The following is a 20,279-nucleotide window of genomic DNA, read 5'->3' on the forward strand; positions in this document are numbered from 1 at the left end:
ATATCGACAATATTTCCGCTTTGACGGGCAACTTCTGCACGATTTCGCGAGTCGTAGGAGAATTCCAAGTTCGCTTCACTGGTTTTCACTAATTGTCAGGAAGCTGTAACACGGCAGGAGTTGTCCCATGGATCATTTGCAGTCGATGCGAGTTTTCGTCAAAGTGGCGGATCTCGGCAGTTTTGCCCGCGCTGCGAGCGCGATGGATATTTCCAACGCAGTTGCCACCCGTCACGTTGCGGATCTCGAAGGCCGTCTTGGTACACGGCTGCTCAATCGCACAACCCGCAGCTTGTCCCTGACCGAATCCGGTCAGGTTTATCTTGAGCGTGCCCGCCAGATTCTCGACGAACTGGAAGACGTCGAGCAGATGGTCGTCGCGCGCAATCACGAACCCGTCGGCACGTTGCGAATCGTCGCTCCGGTCGTGTTCGGGTTACATAACCTTGCGCCCGTGCTGCAGACATACGCGGAGCGCTATCCGAAAGTCATTCCCGATGTCACGCTGGTCGACCGTCAGGTCGATCTGGTCGAAGAAGGTTTCGACGTGGGCGTGGTGGTCACGCGGCAGATGCGCAGCGCAAGCATTGTCACGCGGCGTTTGACCACGGGTTGTATGACGGTGTGTGCGACGCCCGCTTATCTGGAGAAGCACGGCACGCCGACGCGTCCCGAGCATCTGCTTGAGCATCCGTGCCTGAGTTTGCCGTCCGAGTATTGGGGCGACGAGCGTGTGTTCACGGGTTCGGAAGGCGAAGTGCGTGTGCGTCCGTCTAACGTGATCGTGGCGAACAACACGGAAATGCTGCGGCAGTTTGCGTTGCTCGGCATGGGGATCGCGATTTTGCCGAGCTATCTGATCGGTCGCGACATGACGCGCGGCAGGCTCGTGCGCTTGCTCGGCGATTTCCGTTTGCCGCAGGTCGAGATCAACATTGCGTATCCGAGCCGCCGTCACTTGCCGGCCAAGGTGCGTACGTTCATCGATCATCTGGTCGAGCATTTCAGCCAGACGCCGAACAGTCTGCTCGGCGAGCAGTGGATCAAGGACGGCCTTGAGAGGCCTGCCACGTCCACCGCGCTCGATGCCGCGGATCACATGCCGCCGGAAGCGTTCGACGGCGCTGAGCCGCTGTCACGGCTGCTGGATAGCGAACTGTCGCCGATGCCGAAGACGTTGGCAAAGACGACGAACCGACCACGGCCTACCGCTATATCGCCGCTGTAACTTATTTGGCCGACAAATAAAAAGGCGCAGTCACGGAAGTGACTGCGCCTTTTTTACTGGCAATTTCGGAACTGACCGGAAGCTCGGCGTGCTTCCGGTCACACACCCTAAGAATTACGACCCGGTCTTGCGGGCTGCCGTTTTCTTCGCGGGTGCTTTTTTGGCCGCTGCGGTCTTTGTAGCGGCGGTCTTGGCCGCGGGCGCTTTCTTCGCTGCTGCCTTCTTGGTGGCAGGCACAGCCTTCACTGCGACCGCTGTATCTTCGTCATCCGACTCCGGCGCCGCCTTTGCTGCTGCCTTGGCCGCTGCGGTCTTCGCAGCTGTTTTGGCCGAAGGTTCTTTCTTCTCGAATTCGAAGCCGATCTTGCCGTCGTTCTGCTTGACGAGGAATGCCTTGAAGTTACGGCCGGTGCGCGACGACTTGAAGTTCGTCAGCAGATCAGTGCGTCCTTCTTCGAGCAATTTCGCCATCTGCTCGCGCGCGATTTCCTGCTGCAGAATCACCTTGCCTGAGCGGAAGTCGCAAGTCTTCGGATTGGCAACCGAGTTCTCGCAGACATAGCTCATGCCGTGTTCGAACACGCGACCCTTGCACTTCGGGCATGCGCCGACCGCTTGCTGATCGGAGAAGTCAGGCGGTTCACCGTCCTCACCGCCCGAATCCTGACCGAAGTCGAATTCGAGCTTGTAGTTCTTGATCTCGTCGTCGAGCGAGAGCTTCAGGATCGCGGAGAACGGACGGCCCATCTTGCTGCGGAAACCCGACAGCGGTCCGATCGTCTTGTTCTGCAAAAGCTCTTCAACTTCCGGGATTTCGAACTGACGTCCGCCCGGAATCTTGGAGATTGAGAACTCGCATTTCGAGCACGCGAAGCGCCGGTAGTTTTCCTTCACCTGGCCGCCGCAATTCGGACACGGCGTCTGCAACGTCGCGTAATCGCCCGGGATCGTGTCGGAATCGTATTCCTTTGCGCGCTTGACGATGGTCTGCGTCATGCGGGCGATTTCCTGCATGAACGCGTCGCGCGGCAGGTTGCCCCGCTCCATTTGCGAGAGCTTGTATTCCCACTCGCCGGTCAATTCCGGCGCGGTCAATTCCTTCACGCCGAGGCCGCGCAACAGCGTCATCAACTGGAATGCCTTGGCGGTCGGGATCAGATCGCGGCCTTCGCGGATCAGATACTTTTCGCCGAGCAGCCCTTCGATAATGGCGGCGCGCGTGGCCGGCGTACCGAGCCCCTTGGCCGCCATGGCTTCGCGCAATTCGTCGTCTTCGACCAGCTTGCCCGCGCCTTCCATGGCCGACAGCAAGGTTGCTTCGTTGTAACGCGCGGGCGGTTTCGTCACCAGTTGCTGCGCGGCGATCTTGTCCGTCTTGACCTTCTCGTTCGCCTGCACCGGCACGAGGTTCGCATCTTCACCGCCGATTTCGCGGCCATAGATCTGCAACCAGCCCGGCTCAACCAGCACCTTGCCTTCGGTCTTGAAGTGATGGCCGACCACTTCCGTGATGCGCGTCGTCACCCGGAATTCGGCAGCAGGGAAGAATACCGACAGGAAGCGCTTCACCACCAGGTCGTAGAGCTTCTGTTCCGGTTCGGACAGATTCTTCGGCGCCTGCAGCGTGGGGATAATTGCAAAGTGGTCGCTGATCTTCGAGTTGTCGAAGATGCGCTTGTTCGGCTTCACCCAGCCCTTGTCCAACACCTGCTTCGCAAACGGCAGATAGTTGTTGCTCTCCTTGAGCATGCCGAGCGTCTGCTTGACCGTATCCATATAGTCTTCCGGCAACGCACGTGCGTCGGTCCGGGGATAGGTCAGCACCTTGTGCTTTTCGTACAGCGCCTGAGCAAGACCGAGCGTGTTCTTGGCCGAGAAGCCGAAGCGGCCGTTGGCTTCCCGCTGCAAGCTGGTCAAGTCAAAGAGAGCCGGCGACAGTTGCGTGGACGGCTTCGATTCTTCCGTCACCGTGCCGATCTGGCCACGGCAGGCCGCGACGATCGTTTCAGCCGCGGGCAGTGCCCACAGGCGCGAATCGCGTTTTTCCGGATCGAACTCGTCGCGCTTGAATTTCGGGTCGAACCAGCGGCCTTCGTAGAAACCGGCCGCGCAGACGAACTCCGCCTTCACTTCCCAGTAATCGCGCGGCACGAAGCGGCGAATCTTTTCTTCGCGCTCGACCACGATCGACAGCGTGGGGGTCTGCACCCGCCCGACCGTGGTCAGGAAGAAGCCGCCGCCCTTGCTGTTGAACGCGGTCATGGCTCGCGTGCCGTTGATGCCGACCAGCCAGTCCGCTTCGGAGCGGCAGCGTGCCGCATCGGCGAGCGGCTGCATTTCTTCGTCGCTACGCAGACGGGCAAAGCCGTCGCGGATCGCGCCCGACGTCATGGATTGCAGCCACAGGCGCTGCACCGGCTGCTTGGCTTTTGCGTGCTGCGCGATCAGACGGAAAATCAGCTCGCCCTCGCGCCCCGCGTCACATGCGTTGATCAGGCGATCGATATCTTTACGCTTGAGCAGCTTGGTCAGCACCTTCAGGCGCGACTCGCTCTTGGCGATCGGATTCAGATCGAAATGCGGCGGAATGACGGGCAGATTGGCGAAGCTCCACTTGCCGCGTTTGACTTCATAGTCTTCGGGCGCGGCGATTTCCAGCAAGTGGCCGACTGCCGAGGAAAGGACGTAGTCGTCGCTTTCGTAGTATTCGTCATGCTTGGTAAAACCGCCCAAAGCGCGCGCGATGTCGTTCGCGACGGAAGGCTTTTCGGCGATGATCAGTGCTTTGGACATGACTCGATGTGAGGTTGGTAGATCCGGGTTGATGGCCTTGAGTGCGCTTTTGCCAGCGCGACCCTCGTTTGCGACCTTTGCGACCCAATAACGACCGCTTTATAGCACACGGCGCGAGAGCGGCGTGTCAAGTGCCATAAAAAGCGCGCCATGATAATTGCGCGCTCAGTAACCGTGCAAGCTGCGGAAAACGCGCCGTGTACCGCTCGCAACGCCCGTGCCGCAAGGTTCAGCGGCCGGCGGGCCACATTCACGCGACAGTCAGCGCGGGCCGCAGTTTGGGCGCGCCGCTGATGCCCGGCACAGCCGTCAGGTCGGACAACATCCGCTCCACAATTGCCGCCTGCGGCAAAACCGTGCCAAAAAAACGTGTCGTTACTGAGTCTTCGATCAGGATGGTCGGGAAATTCTCGACGTCCAGATCGTCGAAGCGGTCCGCATGGGTTTCGATGTCGATCCATGCGAAACAGATATCCGGATGTTTATCCGCCAGGCGGTTGAAGGCTTCCCGATAGTCACGGCAGGTTCCGCACCACTCCGCGCACAGGCAGGCGACGAACAGCGTGTCGGGTTCGTTGACGCGCTCGGCAATCCGGTCTTGGTCGGTGTCGAGATTCAGCGCGGGCATGGTGGTTCCTTGCGTACTTTTATCAGGTGCTTTGGCGCGAATGTAGCATGGCCGATCCCAAATCGCGGTCAACCCTGGTCAATGCGGGGTCAGCCATGGGTTGATCGTGCAAAGCGGCCGCCGGGCAGCGCGGTTACGTGGCCGGCGAGTTCGAGTTGCAGCAGCGTGTTTTGTAATGCTGCGTCTCCCATCTCGGTGCGGGTGGCAAGAATTTCAAGCGTGGCGGGGGCGTGACCGAGTGCGTCGAGGAGTTGCAGCGCTTCGGCGCTCATAGTTGGCTGTGTCTCTACTGACGATGCGGGCGCCGTAGCTGCCCCGTGCTGGATCGCCATTGAGTGCGCCGTTGTCAAATCCTGCTGAACACCTTCCGCCGTAGGCGTTTTGGGCGATTCAGGCGTGCCCGCGCCGTTCCAGAGAGCCGTCAGCCGGCCGACGGCCTTCGCTGCCACATGCTTGCCGAAGCCCAGTTCCTCCAGCACTTCGTCCGGTGTCTCCACCAGCTTCGCGCCCTGCTTGATAATCCGATGACAACCGCGCGACAACGGCGCATGGATCGAGCCCGGCAACGCGAAGATATCGCGCCCCATTTCATTGGCGAGACGAGCTGTGATCAGCGAACCGGAGCGCATTGCGGCCTCGACGATTACAACCCCGCTGACCAGGCCAGCGATCAAGCGGTTACGTTGCGGAAAATTGGCGGCGCGCGCGGGCGTGCCGAGCGGCCACTCCGAAAGGATCGCGCCTTGCGCCGCAATCTGCCGCGCCAGCGCATGATGCGCGGCTGGATACACGAGATCCGCGCCGGTGCCGATCACGGCCACGGTGCTACCGACACCTTCGAGGCCGCCCCGGTGCGCGGCGCCGTCGATACCCAGCGCCAGCCCCGACACGATAGTGACGCCCGCTTGTGAAAGCTCACGCGCGAAGCGTTCGGCGTCTTCGGCGCCCTGTGGGGTCGCGCTGCGGCTCCCCACCAGCGCGACCGCTCTTGTGTGCAGCAGATTCAACCGGCCCTTTATATATAGTAGCGGCGGCGGATCAGGCATGGTGAGTAACGCGGGCGGGTAGGCAGGATCATCGAGGGTCACCACATGGTTGCCGGACAGCTCGCGCCACGCGATTACCGCATCGAGTTGCGCGTCGAAGTCCGGGCTGGACGGTGCCAGTACAGCACGCGCCGCAGCCTCGCCTGCAATCCCGGCAAGGGCCTCGAGCGGCTGATTAAAAATCGCTTCCGGCAGTCCAAAAGCGCTCAGCAGCAGACGCAGCGCGGCGGGTTTCAGCCCTGGCGCGAGCGAAAGCCGCAGCCAGGCGGCGAGTTCAATATGGGTTGCGGGCAAGGTACGCATTGAGAGTCGATCCTCTTACAGGGCCAGCGGGCAGGCGGGCGCCATGCTAAAATTTTCATCATCCGAAATAACTGCAGCGCCGCGCCCACCCGCGCGGGCTCGTCGTTTAGCGCACGTGGCGCGTTGAATCGAACCGGTTCGACACCATCTATCGTCTGCGTAACGCGATGCGTCCACAACCTGGCCGAATGGCCAACGCTAGCCTTCCACCGGGCAGCGGCGCCTATAAAACACACTCAAGATCATGGCTTTACTGAACATCCTCAATTACCCGGACAAGCGGCTGCACAAGATTGCGAAGCCGGTCGAAGTGGTCAACGACCGCATCCGCCGGCTCGTCGCCGACATGGCCGAAACGATGTACGCCGCGCCGGGCGTCGGCCTCGCGGCGACCCAGGTGGACGTGCATGAACGCGTGGTCGTGATCGACGTGTCGGAAACGCACGACGAACTGCTCGCCTTCATCAACCCGGAAATCATCTGGTCGAGTAACGAGAAGAAGCTCTCGGAAGAGGGCTGCCTCTCGGTGCCGGGCATTTATGACAACGTCGAGCGCGCTGAGAAAGTGCGCGTGCGGGCGCAGAACGAGAAGGGCGAAACCTTCGAGATCGATTGCGAAGGCTTGCTGGCTGTGTGTATTCAGCACGAAATGGATCACCTGATGGGCCGCGTGTTCGTCGAGTACCTGTCGTCGCTGAAGCAGACGCGCATCAAGAGCAAGATGAAGAAGCTCGCCCACGCGATGTAATGCGCGTCCACCTCGCCTACCGCACCCGTTCATGAGTCATTCGTTGCGCGTCATCTTTGCCGGCACGCCGGAGTTCGCCGCGGCCGCGCTGGCCGCGATCCACAGCGCCGGCTTTCCGGTGCCGCTCGTGCTGACCCGGCAGGATCAACCTGCGGGACGCGGGATGAAATTACAGGCGAGCCCGGTCAAACGCTACGCGCAGGAGCATGGTATTGCCGTCGCGCAGCCGCCATCGCTGCGCCGCGCCGGCAAATATCCGGCTGAAGCCACCGCTGCGATCGATCAACTGCGCGCCACGCCTCACGACGTGATGGTGGTGGCCGCCTATGGTCTGATCCTGCCGCAGGAAGTGCTCGATATTCCGCCGCTAGGCTGCATCAACATTCACGCATCGTTGTTGCCGCGTTGGCGCGGCGCCGCGCCGATCCATCGGGCGATCGAAGCGGGCGACGCCGAAACCGGCATCACCCTGATGCAGATGGACGCCGGCCTCGATACCGGCGCGATGATCTCCGAAGCGCGCACGCCGATTTCCGACAACGACACCACGGCCCTCCTGCATGACCGTCTCGCGCAAGACGGTGCCAGGCTGATCGTCGAAGCGCTGATCGAACTCGAGCGCAGCGGCAAGCTGACGGCAACGCCGCAACCGGCGGACGGCGTCACCTACGCGGAAAAGATCGGCAAGCACGAGGCTGCGCTCGACTGGCGTAAGCCGGCTGCGGTTCTCGCCCGCCAGGTGCGCGCGTTCGATCCGTTTCCCGGTGGCGTGGGTACGCTGGAAGACGGCACGTCGATCAAGATATGGGCGGCAGTCCCGGTCGAGGCGCAAGGCAGCAGCGCGCCCGGTGTGATCGTGGACGTATCTCCAGAGGGCGTCGTGGTTGCCTGTGGCGAGGGCGCACTGCGTCTCACGCAACTGCAAAAGCCCGGTGGCAAGCGCTTGCCGGTGCGCGAATTCCTGGCCGGTGCAACGCTGGCGGCCGGTCAGCGTTTCCAGCTTCCCGAAGCAAAATAACCGAGTTGAACCTACCTTGAACATCGTCCGTTCGGCCGATGTTCAGGAGTCCCGCCGGGAGCCTGTGGCGCGTTAGAATCCTCTATGCAACGGGCCGTGAACAGGCCGTGTTTAGAGGATCCCCATGTTTGGCATCACCCATTTCGAGTTTTTCGTCGTCGCGGTCTTTCTGCTGAACGTGACGCCCGGTCCCGATACGGCCTACATCGTAGGGCGCAGCGTCGCCCAAGGGCGTGGCGCAGGCTTGATGTCCGCGCTCGGCATCTCCGCCGGTTGCTGCGTTCATTCGCTGGCTTGCGCGTTTGGCTTGACGGCGCTGCTGGCCGCGTCGGCCACCGCGTTCACGGTCATCAAGTTCGTCGGCGCTATTTATCTGATCTATCTCGGCGTGCGGCTGGTTTTCGCCAAGCCGGCGGCTGACCAGGCCGTGGGCGAAGCGCGCGGGGCCGGGGCGCCGAAATCGCTGCGTCAGCTGTTCCTGCAAGGCTTCTGGACCAATGTGCTGAACCCCAAGGTCGTACTGTTCTTCGTATCGTTTTTTCCGCAATTCGTCACAACCGGCAGCGACCATAAGGCGCTGGCGTTCCTCATGCTCGGCGTGGTCTTCGTCGTGATGAGCATGATCTGGAACAGTTTTGTCGCGTGGATTGCCGGCAGCGTGACCCGTCGTTTCTCCGGCAAGCCGTCGGTGAAGAAATGGCTGGACCGCGGCGTCGGCAGCGCATTCGTTGGCTTGGGCCTCAAGCTCGCCACTGCATCAAGATGATTGAATTTTCCTCGCGCACCCATATCTAACAATTAGCTTACAATCAGTCGCCGCGATCATGCGGTGCAGATATGAACCCGTGTTAGGGCAAGGAGTTGCAGACATGTTCAATTGGGTCAAAACCGCGATGTTGATGGCCGCGATCACGGCCCTTTTCATCGTGATCGGCGGGATGATCGGCGGGTCGCGCGGCATGATGATCGCGCTCGTGATCGCCCTTGGGATGAATTTCTTTTCGTACTGGTTCTCGGACAAGATGGTCCTGCGCATGTACAACGCGCAGGAAGTGGACGAAAACAGTGCGCCGCAGTTCTACCGCATGGTGCGCGAACTCGCCACCCGCGCGAATCTGCCGATGCCGCGCGTCTACCTGATCAACGAAGACGCGCCGAACGCGTTCGCCACGGGCCGCAATCCGGAGCATGCGGCTGTTGCCGCCACTACCGGCATCTTGCGCGTGCTGTCCGAGCGCGAAATGCGCGGCGTGATGGCGCACGAACTGGCGCACGTGAAGCACCGCGACATCCTGATCTCCACGGTGTCGGCAACCATGGCGGGTGCCATTTCCGCGCTGGCGAACTTCGCGATGTTCTTTGGCAGCCGGGACGAAAACGGTCGTCCGACCAACCCGATTGCGGGCATCGCTGTTGCGTTGCTCGCGCCGATCGCCGGCGCGCTGATTCAGATGGCGATTTCGCGTGCCCGCGAATTCGAGGCGGACCGTGGCGGCGCGCAGATTTCCGGCGATCCTCAGGCGCTCGCCTCGGCACTCGACAAGATCCATCGCTACGCGAGCGGAATCCCGTTCCCCACGGCCGAGCAGCATCCGGCCACCGCGCAGATGATGATCATGAATCCGCTGGCGGGCGGCGGCATTGCAAATCTGTTCTCCACGCACCCGGCTACCGAGGAACGTATCGCACGGTTGATGGAAATGGCGCGTACGGGGCGCTTCGAGTAACGGGTTCACTGACCCGGCGTGACGAAAGGCGAGTCTGCGGGCTCGCCTTTTTGTTTGAGCCCTCACACCCCCGGTCCGCGCTCGGCGGTCCCCGTCCCGCACCACGCTACAATGTGTGCTGTTTGGGTTGCGCGCACCGCGCGGCCTGCCTTTGCCTCTTTCATGACTCCAAAGCCTTCTTCGCGTTCTGCTACTCCCTCGGCGCGTCCGCGCGAATCCCGTCTGTCGATGCTGCACCTCGCGCCCGAATCGCTCGGTTTTGCGCTCGATTGCGCGGGCCAGTCCATCGGCGCCGTGCGCCTCGGCGCGGCTTTGCCCGCCGCGCTGCAATCCGTATTCGTGTCCGCGCCTGAAGGCAGCGTTGCGGCCGCGCGCGGAGCCGTGCAGGATATCGCGTACCGCACCATGCGGCGTCTGGGGACCGCCGAGTGGCTGATCGCGAAGCTGGTGAAGAAGGCGCCGCCGCCGCACGTCGGCCATGTGCTTGCCTGTGCGCTCGCCTTGCTGATCGATGATGAAGCGAATGCCGCCTACGCGCCGTTCACTGTCGTCGATCAGGCTGTGAGCGCCATCGCCGCGCGCCGTGAGTTCTCGTTTGCGAAGGGTCTTGTCAACGCTGTGCTGCGCAGTTTCCTTCGCGAGCGCGAGACGCTGTTGAGCGCGGCGCAAGCCGACGAAGTTGCGCGCTGGAACTACCCGGTGTGGTGGATCGATGCCGTCAGAGCCGCGTGGCCCGACGCATGGCAAGCCGTGCTCGCTGCCGGCAATACGCAGGGCCCGCTGACGTTGCGCGTGAACGCACGCCGCTCGACAGTCGATGCGTATCTGCAAGTGCTGCACGACCATCATATTCCCGCGAGCCGGGCCGGTGAGTACGCCGTCAAGCTCGCCACGCCAATGCCGGTTGACCGCATTCCCGGCTTTAGCGACGGCGTGGTATCCGTGCAGGACGCCGCCGCGCAGCTCGCCGCACAACTGCTTGGCGTGCGTGACGGCATGCGCGTACTCGACGCGTGCGCGGCGCCTGGCGGCAAGACCGGCCATCTGCTCGAACTCGCCAACGTGCAACTGGTGGCGCTCGAAAGTGACGCATCGCGCGCGCGGCGGATCGGTGAAAACTTGCTGCGGCTCAAGCTCGAAGCGGAAGTGCGTATCGGCGACGCGGGCGCACCGGCAAAATGGCATGACGACATTGACCAGCCGTTCGACCGCATCCTGGCGGACGTCCCGTGTTCGGCCTCGGGCATCGTGCGGCGGCATCCGGATATTCGCTGGCTGCGCCGCGCGTCGGATATTCCCGCGCTGGTCGCCGAGCAGCGCCGCATTCTCGACGCGCTTTGGCCGCTTGTGAAGCCAGGCGGCGAGTTGCTCTATGTTACGTGTTCGATCTTCCCTGAAGAAGGCGAGTTGCAGGCACAGTGGTTTGGAAACAAGTATCAGGATGCGGTACGATTGGACGCGCCGGGGCAACTTTTACCCTCAGTTGCCCGCGCGCCCGCCGACACATCGGCCGGGTCCCATGCCGGAGATGCCGCTGAAGATAGCGCCGGCTCGAACTCAGACCACGACGGATTTTTCTACGCGCGCTTTCAGAAACGGTGACCATCAAACGCTTCTTCCCGCTTCGGCTCGCTGCCGTGCTCTGGATCGCGCTGGCCGTCTGGCTTGCCGTGCCGGGCGCGGCGTATGCCGATTCGATTGCGGTCCAGCGCGCCTCGCTGCAATCGGACAACACTGGCTGGAACCTCGACGCGCGTTTCGACTTCGACCTGAACAGCAATCTCGAAGACGCCGTCAACAAGGGGATTCCGCTGTATTTCACGACCGACTTCGAACTCAGCCGGCCACGCTGGTACTGGTTCGACGAGCAGCCAGTCAGCGTGTCGCAGAGCATTCGCCTGTCGTTCCAGCCGCTCACGCGTGAGTATCGTGTGTCGAGCGTGTCGTCGGGCGGGTTGCAACTCGGCTTCACCACGCTCAAGGATGCGCTCGCCGTGATCAAGCACATCACGTCGTGGCATGTGATCGACCGCAGTCAGGTGCGTGTCGGGGAAACCTACAACGCGTCGGTGCGCATGCAGCTCGACATCGCGCTGATGCCCAAGCCGTTCCAGATCGACGCGGTGAATAACCGCGACTGGAGCCTTTCGTCGGATTGGAAGCGCTTTACCTTCACGGTGACCGAACGTGCTAAATAGAGTGCGCCGCGCCACCAGTGTCAGCAGCATCGTCGTGCGCGTGCTGGTGTCCACGGTCGCCGTGACGGCCGTGCTGCTGCTCGTGCTGCTTGCAGCGGCGAGCGCGAATACCGAATTTTTCGACCGCTATTACCAGTGGCTGTACGCGGCCAACCTCGTGGTCGCGATGATCTTTTTGCTGGTGGTGGCGACGCTCGTCATCATCATCATTGCGCGGCTCAGGAAAGGTAAGTTCGGTACGCGGCTTTTAGCCAAACTCGCGTTTTTCATGGCGCTGGTCGGCGTGGTGCCGGGCGGCATCATTTACGTCGTCTCGTACCAGTTCGTGTCTCGCAGTATCGAGTCGTGGTTCGACGTGAACGTCGAAACCGCGTTGACCTCGGGTCTGAATCTCGGCCGCGGCATGCTCGACGCGTCGCTGTCCGATCTGCAGACCAAGGGCCGCTTGATGTCCGAGCAGTTGGCGAGCGCGGACGCCGCCGGCACGACACTCACGCTGCTGCGCCTGCGCGATCAGTTCGGCGTGCAGGACGCGACGATCGTCGAACCCACGCGCAGCATGTCGGGCGCGACGCCGGAGATGCACGTGGTCGCGCAGGCATCCGGCAATTACGCGACGCTCGTGTCGAACGACTTGCCCACGCCGCTGATGATCGATCAGGCGCGTGGCCGCGGCTATGCGGCGATCGAGGGTGAAGTCGACGGCGATCCGAACGCGCATGGCGGCAAGGGTGCGCTGCGGCTACGCGTCGTGCAGCGCATTCCCGATTCGAACGCGTCGCTGCTGCAGCCCGCCGAGCGCTTCCTGCAACTCACTCAGCCGGTGTCGCCCACGCTCGCGCGCAATGCCGACGCGGTGCAGCGGGCCTATCGCGAGTATCAGGAGAAGGCGCTGGGCCGCACCGGCTTGCGCAAGATGTATATCGGCACGCTGACGCTCGCGCTGTTCCTCGCCACCTTCATCGCGATGATGCTGGCGCTCGCGCTCGGTAATCAGCTGGCCCGGCCGTTGTTTCTGCTCGCGCAGGGCACCAAGGAAGTGACCGAAGGCGACTACACGCCAAAGCGCGAAATCAAATCGCGCGACGAACTGGGTTTTCTCACGCAGTCGTTCAATGCGATGACGCGGCAGTTGTCCGAGGCACGCGCGGCGGTCGAGAACAACCGCATCGCGCTCGAGCATTCCAAGGCCTATCTGGAAAGCATTCTCGCGAATTTGACGGCGGGCGTGTTCGTGTTCGACCGGCAGTTCCGCCTCACCACGGCGAACCGTGGCGCTGAGCGGATTTTCCGCCAGCAGTTCCAGGAAGTGCTGGGCTCGGCACTTGAACAGATCGGCGTGTTGAGCGAATTTGGCGGCATGGTGCGCAAGGCGTTTGCCGATCGTGAAGCCGCAAGCGGTGACGGTCACGACGATCGCGGCCACTGGCAGCAGCAGTTCTCGGTACAGGTGCCGGGCGAAACCGAGCCGCTCACGCTGCTTGTGCGTGGCGCGCGCCTCGTGTCCGCCACGGATCGCGACGCGGAAGACATGCAGACCTCCGGCTACGTCGTCGTGTTCGACGATATTTCGGATGTGATCTCGGCGCAGCGCTCGATCGCCTGGGGCGAAGTGGCGCGGCGTCTCGCGCACGAGATCAAGAATCCGCTCACGCCGATTCAGCTTTCCGCCGAGCGTTTGCAGATGAAGCTTGCCGACAAGCTGTCGCCGTCGGATGCCGACGTGCTGAAGCGCGGCGCCACCACGATCGTCAACCAGGTCGCGGCGATGAAGCAGATGGTCGACAATTTCCGCGACTACGCGCGTACGCCGCCGGCGGTGCTCGCCCACCTGCAGTTAAACGAACTGGTCAGCGAAGTGCTGACGTTGTACGGTATCGAAGAAGGCAAGGGCGCGATTCAGGTGGAACTCGCAGACTTGCCGGCGATTCGCGGCGACGCGACGCAATTGCGCCAGGTGATTCACAACCTGCTGCAGAATGCACAGGACGCCGTGGCCGACGCCGAACAGCCGCATGTGTTGCTCGAGACGAGGACAGTAGAATACGGAGACCCCGACGCGGAAGGCAAGGTACGCGTCGCGGTGCGTCTGACAGTGTCGGATAACGGACCGGGCTTCCCAGCGCGTATCCTCACACGTGCATTCGAACCTTACGTGACGACCAAGGCCAAAGGTACAGGTCTGGGTCTTGCGATGGTCAAGAAGATCGTCGACGAACACGGCGCGCGCATCGACATTCGCAACCGCATGAAAGCGGGCGATGTGATCGAAGGCGCGCAGATATCGATCCTCTTCCTTCAACTGGCAGACGATGCCGCGGCACCTGGAGCAGGGCTGCGGCCGGCGCATGGCAATGCGTCGCAGGGAACGACAAAAGCAACAGTGCAGACAAGGGCAGCGTAAATGGCAACCATCCTGGTGGTAGATGATGAAATGGGCATCCGGGAATTGCTCTCGGAGATCCTGAGCGACGAGGGGCATGTCGTGGAGGCCGCGGAAAACGCGCAGGAAGCGCGCGAGTTCCGCTTGCGTCAGGCGCCGGACCTGGTGCTGCTCGACATCTGGATGCCCGATACCGACGGTGTGACCTTGCTCAAAGAGTGGGCCGCGCAAGGGCAACTGACCATGCCGGTGATCATGATGTCCGGCCATGCAACCATCGATACGGCGGTTGAAGCGACCAAGATCGGCGCACTCAATTTCCTTGAGAAGCCGATTGCGTTGCAGAAGCTGCTGAAGGCGGTCGAGCAGGGCCTCGCCCGCGGCAATGCCGCAACTGCGCCGGGCGGCGCGGTCGCCAAGCAGGCGTTGCCGGTCAGCGCTTCGACCGTGGCATCGGCGGCTGCGTTGCCGATGCTGTCGTCGGATGGCATGGGCAGCGGCGCATTGGCCGCGCAAACGGCGTCGATTTCGTTCGATATCCCGTTGCGCGACGCGCGCGATGCGTTCGAGCGCGCTTACTTCGAATATCACCTCGCGCGCGAGAATGGCAGCATGACGCGCGTCGCGGAGAAGACCGGCCTCGAGCGTACGCACCTGTATCGCAAGCTCAAGCAGCTCGGTGTCGATCTCGGTAAGAACAAAGGGGAGTAACGGCTGCGCAATGCGCTGGGTCGGGCAAGCCAGATTTTTTCGAGAGGGGGCTTGCCGTGCTGCTGACCCTTTGATATCATTTCGTTCTTCGTTGGCCCGGTAGCTCAGTTGGTAGAGCAGCGGATTGAAAATCCGCGTGTCGATGGTTCGATTCCGTCCCAGGCCACCAGGATTCAGCCCCAGGAAATCGCAAGATTCCTGGGGCTTTTCCTTTTGTGGGCGTTCTCGTGGCGGCGTCGCCCGTTTGGTACTGCGATGGGGCGTGCTCGGCGGCATTGTGCGTCGCGTGATAAAATCGCGCCAGTTCAAGGACTTGCGTGCGGTCGCACGATTGGCGCGGCACTGCACCAGACATGTCTTTTCGTATCCCGAAGCTGGGCTTTTTTGTGCGCGCTGCTGCGACACGGCAACGCCGCAACAGGTGCCGAACCCTTCGCCCGACGATTAACGGTATAAGCGCCCAGCGACTCTGCATGCGGAAGGCGCGGCCTATACTGCTTTGGGCCGGCAACAGTGCCGGCACGCGTCGCGCCGCGTTGCTTGCATGGCGCACCTCGCGCAGCGCGACGTGGCACTCATCATTCACGGAGTTTCACGGTGATCCGCAAAGACGCTAAACGTAGCGCTCTGGTGCTGTTTTCCGGCGGCCAGGATTCCGCCACGTGCCTCGCCTGGGCGCTCGAACGTTATGAAACGGTCGAGACGCTGGGCTTCGATTATGGGCAGCGGCACCGAGTCGAACTCGAATGCCGCGAAGGGTTTCGCAACGCTGTGGCACGGGCCTTCCCGGCGTGGGCCGAGCGCCTCGGCGAAGATCACATGATCGACCTGTCGGTGCTCGGTTCGATCAGCGATACCGCGATGACGCGCGAGATCGAGATCCACGCCACCGCCAACGGTTTGCCGAATACGTTCGTGCCGGGCCGCAATCTGATGTTCATGACGATTGCAGGCGCCATCGCGTATCGGCGTGGTTTGCAGGTGCTGGTCGGCGGTATGTGCGAGACGGACTTCTCGGGCTACCCCGATTGCCGCGACGACACGATGAAGGCCTTGCAGGTCGCGCTGAACCTCGGCATGGACACGCGCTTCCTGCTCGAAACGCCGCTAATGTGGCTCGACAAGGCCGACACGTGGCGTCTCGCGCACGAGTTGGGCGGCGAAGAACTGGTCGAGCTGGTACGCGTCGAGACGCATACCTGTTATGTCGGCGAGCGCGCCGAATTGCATGCATGGGGCTTCGGCTGTGGCGAATGCCCGGCGTGCCGCTTGCGCAAGCGCGGTTATGAAGCATACCTGGCCGGCGAGAAGGTGACGGAGCCGGTCTGACGGTCTCACGGCAGTTCTGCGCGCGCGTTGTCGAGGCGTGCGCAGCGCAGGCAATTATTTTCAGGAACACAAGGCAGACAGCAGCATGACTTACGCGGTCAAGGAAATCTTCTACACATTGCAGGGCGAGGGCGCGAATGCCGGGCGTCCGGCCGTGTTCTGCCGGTTCGCCGGCTGCAATCTGTGGTCGGGCCGCGAAGAAGATCGTGCGGAAGCTGTGTGCCGCTTCTGCGATACGGACTTTGTCGGCACCGACGGCGAGAACGGTGGCAAGTACCGTACGCCCGAAGAACTGGTGCAGATGATTGCGTCGCAGTGGCCGGAAGGCGAGGGCGAGCGCTTCGTAGTCTGCACGGGCGGCGAACCGATGCTGCAGATCGATCAGCCGTTTGTCGATGCACTGCATGCCGCCGGCTTCGAAATCGCCATCGAAACCAACGGCTCGCTGCCGGTGCTCGAGACGATCGACTGGATCTGCGTGAGCCCGAAGGCCGACGCGCCGCTCGTCGTCACCAAGGGCAACGAACTGAAGGTCGTGATACCGCAGGACAACCAGCGTTTGTCCGAGTATGCGAAGCTCGACTTCGAGTATTTCCTCGTCCAGCCGATGGACGGCCCGTCGCGCGACCTCAATACGAAGCTCGCGATCGACTGGTGCAAACGCCATCCGCAATGGCGCCTGTCGATGCAGACCCACAAGTATCTGAACATTCCCTGATTTGCCGTGCTGACGATTACACGAAAACTCGAATTCGACGCGGGCCACCGCATCCCCGATCACCGCAGCCAGTGCCGCAATCTGCACGGCCATCGCTACGTGCTCGAAATTACGCTGCAAGGCGACCTGGTCGACACCGAAGGTGCGCCGGATCGCGGCATGGTGATGGACTTCGCCGACGTGAAGTCGCTGGCCGTCGAGCATCTGGTCGACAAATGGGACCATGCGTTCCTCGTCTACGAAGGCGATACGCAGGTGCGCGGCTTTCTGGAAACCATGGCGGGGCACAAGACGGTCGTGCTCGATCGCATCCCCACCGTTGAAAATCTCGCCGCTGTTGCGTTCGATATCCTCGCGAATGTCTACGACGCGCATTACGGCGTGAATCTGCGTCTGCACAAGGTGCGTCTGTTCGAGACGCCGAACTGCTGGGCCGACGTCGCTCGGGATTAAATCCGGGGCCGCGCGATTCAGCTTTGCGGCCCAACCCCCGCGTTATTGTCACGGTATGATCGCTCCGATAACCACACGGAGCGAGACATGCTGGTCACCGCATTGCGTCGCAGCAAGCAGTCAGGCCGTCAAGGCCCAGGCGTTGGCCGGTTCCGGCACGCCAGCATCCTCAACCGCGCTTCAGGCGATGTGTCCCTTCGCCGGGGAGCGAGGCAATGAGTACCTTCACGAATCCTCTCAAGCAACGTCTGAAAGAAGCCGATCCGCTGTTCGGCCTATGGCTTTCGCTCGGCAGCGATTCGGCCGCCGAGGCGCTCGCGCACGCCGGTTTCGACTGGCTGCTGATCGACATGGAGCACGCGCCAAACGATAGCGGCGACGTCACCTCGCAATTGCGCGCCATCGCCGCCGCGCATCTGCCGAGCGAGCCGGTCGTACGTGTGCCCGCCAGCGAGGCATGGCTCGTCAAGCGCGTACTGGACGCGGGTGCGCGCACGCTGATGTTCCCGAATATCGAAACCGCTGAAGAGGCGGCACAGGCTGTGCGTTTGACGCAGTATCCGACGGCCGCTGCGCTCGACGGTCAGCGTGGCGTCGCCGGCGTGGTGCGAGCGGCATCGTACGGCATGCGGCGCGACTACGTGCAGAGCGCCAATGCGCAGATCGCGACCATCGTGCAGATCGAGTCGGCGCGAGGTTTGCAAGAAGTCGAAAAGATCGCGGCGACGCCGGGCGTCGATTGCCTGTTCGTCGGACCGGCGGATCTGGCCGCGAGCCTCGGGCACCTCGGCGATTCGAAGCATGCCGACGTGCAGGCGGCGATGGCGCGCATTGTGAGTGCCGCCGACAAGGCCGGCATCGCCAGTGGAATTTTTGCCATGGACGCTGCGGGCGCAAAGCAGCATCGCGATGCCGGTTTTCGTTTTATCGCTCTGGCCGCCGACGTCATGTGGATGTTGCGCGCGACCCGCCAGGCGCTGCAGGAGGTGAGGACATGAAGGGGATGGTGCAGTGCGTCGCGGTACGTCTGGCGGTCGCGGCGGCGTTGACGGTGAGCGCGACGGCGTATGCGCAGGACAACCGCGTCGCGAAGTCGAACGATCCGGAGACGCAAACCGCAGTCGCCGACTACAACGCCGGCAATCTGGGCGCGGCGCTGACCGAGTTCCGTAAAGCGGCGGAGCACGGCAGCCGGCTTGCCGAGTTCAACTACGCGATGATGCTGCTCAACGGTGAAGGCGCCCCGGCCAACGTCGACGAAGGCAAGAAGTGGCTGCGCAAAGCCGCCGACGCCAACATGTCGCACGCGCAGTACGTGTACGGCAAGATGTACGACGATGGTGAGTTCGTCGAACGCGATCCGGTCGAGGCGCACCGGTGGTTCCTGAAGGCTGCGCAACAGGGGCATGTGCAGGCACAACTCGCGCTGGCCAACCAGTTCCTCGATGGCCGCGGCACGACGCGCGATAACCGGCAGGCGTTCGTCTGGTACAAGAAGGCCGCGCAAGGCGGCGACATGACCGCGCAGTATGTGACCGGTTCGTTCTACGAGCGTGGTGGCGACGGCGTGGACAAGAATCTGAACGTAGCGCGCGCGTACTACGCGGCAGCGGCCGTGCAGGGCGATCCGGCGGCGAAACTCAAGTATCAGGAACTGAGCGCGCAATTGCGGGATCAGAAGGAAGTGAAACCGCAGTAAATGGAACCGCAGTAAATGAAAAAGGGGCGCTCCTGAGTGGAGTGCCCCTTTTGTTTATCCAGGCTTCATTCCGTGGTCTGCGGTGTTTTTTCGCCCTGTGTCTGTCGGCGTTCACCTCGGCAGCCGGAGCGCCACGCCGCTCTAACTCTGCATCAAGCGCTTTTGCCGCGCGATGCTCATGATGAGCCCAATCGCGACCCCCAGCGTGGTCAGCGCGGTACCGCCGTAGCTCATGAATGGCAACGGCACGCCCACCACCGGCAAGATCCCGCTCACCATGCCGATGTTGACGAACGCATAGGTGAAGAACGCCATGGTCAGCGATCCGGCCAGCAGCCGCCCAAACAGCGTCGCCCCATTGGCCGCGATATACAGCCCGCGCGCGATCAGCAGCATATAAAGCGTGAGCAACACGATTCCGCCCGCCAGACCGAACTCTTCGGAAAACACCGCGAAGATGAAGTCAGTGTGCTTCTCAGGAATGAACTCCAGATGCGCCTGGGTACCCTTGAGCCAACCCTTGCCGAGCGGGCCGCCCGAGCCGATTGCAATCACCGCCTGAATGGTGTGAAAGCCCTTGCCGAGCGGATCGGAGGTTGGATCGAGCAGCGTACAGATACGGTGCTTCTGATAATCGTGCATCAGCGGCCATTGCACTTCCGGCTGACAGATCTTGTCCTGGAACGCCGCGATCGACCCGACCGCGATCACGCCCGCAATCAGCACCGGCACGATCAGCTTGAAACTGAGCCCCGCGAAGTAAATCACGAAGAAACCGGCCGCGAACACCAGCACGGCGGTGCCAAGGTCAGGCTGCTTGGCGATCAGACCGACCGGCACGATCAGGATCACGAAGCCGACCAGAAAGTCGTACCAGCGCATCACGCCCTCGCGGCGCTGGTAGTACCAGGCAAGCATCAGCGGTGTGGCGATCTTCAGGATTTCCGACGGCTGTATCACCACACCGACGTTGATCCAGCGCTTGGCGCCCTTGCGTGTGAGGCCGAACAGCGCCACCGCCACCAGTAACGCGATCCCGAACGTATAGAGCGGGACCGCGAAGCGCATCAGCGTGGTGGGTGGGACATTGGCCAGCGCCCACATCAGGACGAACGTCAGCAGGATGTTGCGCAACTGGTCTTCCACTCGGCCAGGCATGTCCAGCGTGGCGCTGTACAGCGTGACGATGCCGACGCACAGCAGCAGAAACACGATCAGGGCGAGCGGCCGGTCGAAACCCACAAACATCCGCTTGATGCGGTCGAGCCAGGCGCGCTTGTCGAATTGCATGCCTTTC

General features: G+C 62.3%; 18 protein-coding genes and 1 tRNA gene. 15 read left to right on the plus strand and 4 right to left on the minus strand.

The genetic code is table 11. The features are described from left to right. Positions 1-127 precede the first annotated feature (127 nt). On the plus strand, positions 128-1,228 hold the full coding sequence (locus GH665_RS00395; protein ID WP_153134212.1) for a LysR family transcriptional regulator: 1,101 nt from the start codon (positions 128-130) through the stop codon (positions 1,226-1,228). A 114-nt stretch (positions 1,229-1,342) separates the two neighbouring features. Here GH665_RS00395 and GH665_RS00400 read toward each other — a convergent pair whose 3' ends face one another. From GH665_RS00400 to dprA, 3 genes are all read right to left on the minus strand, one after another. Then, on the minus strand, positions 1,343-4,021 hold the full coding sequence (locus GH665_RS00400) for a DNA topoisomerase III (RefSeq protein WP_153134213.1): 2,679 nt from the start codon (positions 4,019-4,021) through the stop codon (positions 1,343-1,345). Positions 4,022-4,271: 250 nt separating this feature from the next. Further along, positions 4,272-4,649 carry a thioredoxin family protein gene (locus GH665_RS00405; protein ID WP_028197703.1) on the minus strand — a complete coding sequence of 126 codons (378 nt, stop codon included), beginning with the start codon at positions 4,647-4,649 and terminating at the stop codon, positions 4,272-4,274. 89 nt (positions 4,650-4,738) lie between these two features. Continuing rightward, positions 4,739-5,998 (minus strand): DNA-processing protein DprA, encoded by a 1,260-nt coding sequence (gene dprA / locus GH665_RS00410; RefSeq protein ID WP_153134214.1) that lies wholly within the window; start codon positions 5,996-5,998, stop codon positions 4,739-4,741. A 244-nt stretch (positions 5,999-6,242) separates the two neighbouring features. Between dprA and def the strand changes: the two genes are divergently transcribed. The 14 genes from def (at position 6,243) to GH665_RS00480 (ending at position 18,982) form a co-directional block, all read left to right on the plus strand. Beyond that, positions 6,243-6,746: a peptide deformylase gene (gene def / locus GH665_RS00415; RefSeq protein ID WP_153134215.1), complete on the plus strand. Its 504-nt coding sequence runs from the start codon at positions 6,243-6,245 to the stop codon at positions 6,744-6,746. Positions 6,747-6,777: 31 nt separating this feature from the next. Further along, positions 6,778-7,764: a methionyl-tRNA formyltransferase gene (gene fmt / locus GH665_RS00420; protein ID WP_153134216.1), complete on the plus strand. Its 987-nt coding sequence runs from the start codon at positions 6,778-6,780 to the stop codon at positions 7,762-7,764. Positions 7,765-7,888: 124 nt separating this feature from the next. Further along, positions 7,889-8,530: a LysE family translocator gene (locus tag GH665_RS00425; protein ID WP_153134217.1), complete on the plus strand. Its 642-nt coding sequence runs from the start codon at positions 7,889-7,891 to the stop codon at positions 8,528-8,530. A gap of 103 nt (positions 8,531-8,633) precedes the next feature. Next, positions 8,634-9,491 (plus strand): zinc metalloprotease HtpX, encoded by an 858-nt coding sequence (gene htpX / locus GH665_RS00430; RefSeq protein ID WP_074285754.1) that lies wholly within the window; start codon positions 8,634-8,636, stop codon positions 9,489-9,491. A gap of 162 nt (positions 9,492-9,653) precedes the next feature. Continuing rightward, a complete protein-coding gene (gene rsmB, locus GH665_RS00435) occupies positions 9,654-11,093 on the plus strand; it encodes a 16S rRNA (cytosine(967)-C(5))-methyltransferase RsmB (protein ID WP_153134218.1) in 1,440 nt (479 codons plus the stop codon). Next, on the plus strand, positions 11,090-11,689 hold the full coding sequence (locus GH665_RS00440; RefSeq protein WP_153134219.1) for a DUF4390 domain-containing protein: 600 nt from the start codon (positions 11,090-11,092) through the stop codon (positions 11,687-11,689). The genes rsmB and GH665_RS00440 overlap by 4 nt, the downstream gene beginning before the upstream one ends. Then, positions 11,679-14,093 carry a sensor histidine kinase gene (locus GH665_RS00445; protein WP_153134220.1) on the plus strand — a complete coding sequence of 805 codons (2,415 nt, stop codon included), beginning with the start codon at positions 11,679-11,681 and terminating at the stop codon, positions 14,091-14,093. The genes GH665_RS00440 and GH665_RS00445 overlap by 11 nt, the downstream gene beginning before the upstream one ends. Then, the gene (gene esaR, locus GH665_RS00450) at positions 14,094-14,783 is read left to right on the plus strand and encodes a response regulator transcription factor EsaR (protein WP_153134221.1); all 690 of its coding nucleotides are present in this window, start codon (positions 14,094-14,096) and stop codon (positions 14,781-14,783) included. It abuts the gene before it with no gap. Between the two features lie 93 nt (positions 14,784-14,876). Then, a tRNA-Phe gene (locus GH665_RS00455) sits at positions 14,877-14,952 on the plus strand. Positions 14,953-15,380: 428 nt separating this feature from the next. Then, a complete protein-coding gene (gene queC, locus GH665_RS00460; RefSeq protein WP_028197713.1) occupies positions 15,381-16,112 on the plus strand; it encodes a 7-cyano-7-deazaguanine synthase QueC in 732 nt (243 codons plus the stop codon). 85 nt (positions 16,113-16,197) lie between these two features. Continuing rightward, a complete protein-coding gene (gene queE / locus GH665_RS00465; protein ID WP_153134223.1) occupies positions 16,198-16,830 on the plus strand; it encodes a 7-carboxy-7-deazaguanine synthase in 633 nt (210 codons plus the stop codon). 9 nt (positions 16,831-16,839) lie between these two features. After that, positions 16,840-17,283: a 6-carboxytetrahydropterin synthase QueD gene (gene queD / locus GH665_RS00470; protein WP_153138148.1), complete on the plus strand. Its 444-nt coding sequence runs from the start codon at positions 16,840-16,842 to the stop codon at positions 17,281-17,283. Between the two features lie 215 nt (positions 17,284-17,498). Continuing rightward, on the plus strand, positions 17,499-18,281 hold the full coding sequence (locus GH665_RS00475; protein ID WP_153134225.1) for an HpcH/HpaI aldolase family protein: 783 nt from the start codon (positions 17,499-17,501) through the stop codon (positions 18,279-18,281). Continuing rightward, a complete protein-coding gene (locus tag GH665_RS00480; RefSeq protein WP_153134227.1) occupies positions 18,278-18,982 on the plus strand; it encodes a tetratricopeptide repeat protein in 705 nt (234 codons plus the stop codon). Before GH665_RS00475 ends, GH665_RS00480 begins: the two co-directional genes overlap by 4 nt. Positions 18,983-19,123: 141 nt before the next feature. Here the strand turns inward: GH665_RS00480 and rodA are convergent, their stop codons facing one another. Next, on the minus strand, positions 19,124-20,272 hold the full coding sequence (gene rodA / locus GH665_RS00485; RefSeq protein WP_046567141.1) for a rod shape-determining protein RodA: 1,149 nt from the start codon (positions 20,270-20,272) through the stop codon (positions 19,124-19,126). Positions 20,273-20,279 lie beyond the last annotated feature (7 nt).

This window comes from Paraburkholderia agricolaris (assembly GCF_009455635.1).
Classification (GTDB): Bacteria; Pseudomonadota; Gammaproteobacteria; order Burkholderiales; family Burkholderiaceae; genus Paraburkholderia; species Paraburkholderia agricolaris.

What these genes read in the sequence shown, in the direction of transcription:
- rsmB (WP_153134218.1), top strand. Translation starts at nt 9,654, where the DNA reads ATGACTCCAAAGCCTTCTTCGCGTTCTGCTACTCCCTCGGCGCGTCCG.
- GH665_RS00400 (WP_153134213.1), bottom strand. Translation starts at nt 4,021, where the DNA reads ATGTCCAAAGCACTGATCATCGCCGAAAAGCCTTCCGTCGCGAACGAC.
- GH665_RS00480 (WP_153134227.1), top strand. Translation starts at nt 18,278, where the DNA reads ATGAAGGGGATGGTGCAGTGCGTCGCGGTACGTCTGGCGGTCGCGGCG.
- GH665_RS00425 (WP_153134217.1), top strand. Translation starts at nt 7,889, where the DNA reads ATGTTTGGCATCACCCATTTCGAGTTTTTCGTCGTCGCGGTCTTTCTG.
- esaR (WP_153134221.1), top strand. Translation starts at nt 14,094, where the DNA reads ATGGCAACCATCCTGGTGGTAGATGATGAAATGGGCATCCGGGAATTG.
- dprA (WP_153134214.1), bottom strand. Translation starts at nt 5,998, where the DNA reads ATGCGTACCTTGCCCGCAACCCATATTGAACTCGCCGCCTGGCTGCGG.
- def (WP_153134215.1), top strand. Translation starts at nt 6,243, where the DNA reads ATGGCTTTACTGAACATCCTCAATTACCCGGACAAGCGGCTGCACAAG.
- rodA (WP_046567141.1), bottom strand. Translation starts at nt 20,272, where the DNA reads ATGCAATTCGACAAGCGCGCCTGGCTCGACCGCATCAAGCGGATGTTT.
- GH665_RS00395 (WP_153134212.1), top strand. Translation starts at nt 128, where the DNA reads ATGGATCATTTGCAGTCGATGCGAGTTTTCGTCAAAGTGGCGGATCTC.
- fmt (WP_153134216.1), top strand. Translation starts at nt 6,778, where the DNA reads ATGAGTCATTCGTTGCGCGTCATCTTTGCCGGCACGCCGGAGTTCGCC.
- queE (WP_153134223.1), top strand. Translation starts at nt 16,198, where the DNA reads ATGACTTACGCGGTCAAGGAAATCTTCTACACATTGCAGGGCGAGGGC.
- GH665_RS00475 (WP_153134225.1), top strand. Translation starts at nt 17,499, where the DNA reads ATGAGTACCTTCACGAATCCTCTCAAGCAACGTCTGAAAGAAGCCGAT.
- htpX (WP_074285754.1), top strand. Translation starts at nt 8,634, where the DNA reads ATGTTCAATTGGGTCAAAACCGCGATGTTGATGGCCGCGATCACGGCC.
- GH665_RS00405 (WP_028197703.1), bottom strand. Translation starts at nt 4,649, where the DNA reads ATGCCCGCGCTGAATCTCGACACCGACCAAGACCGGATTGCCGAGCGC.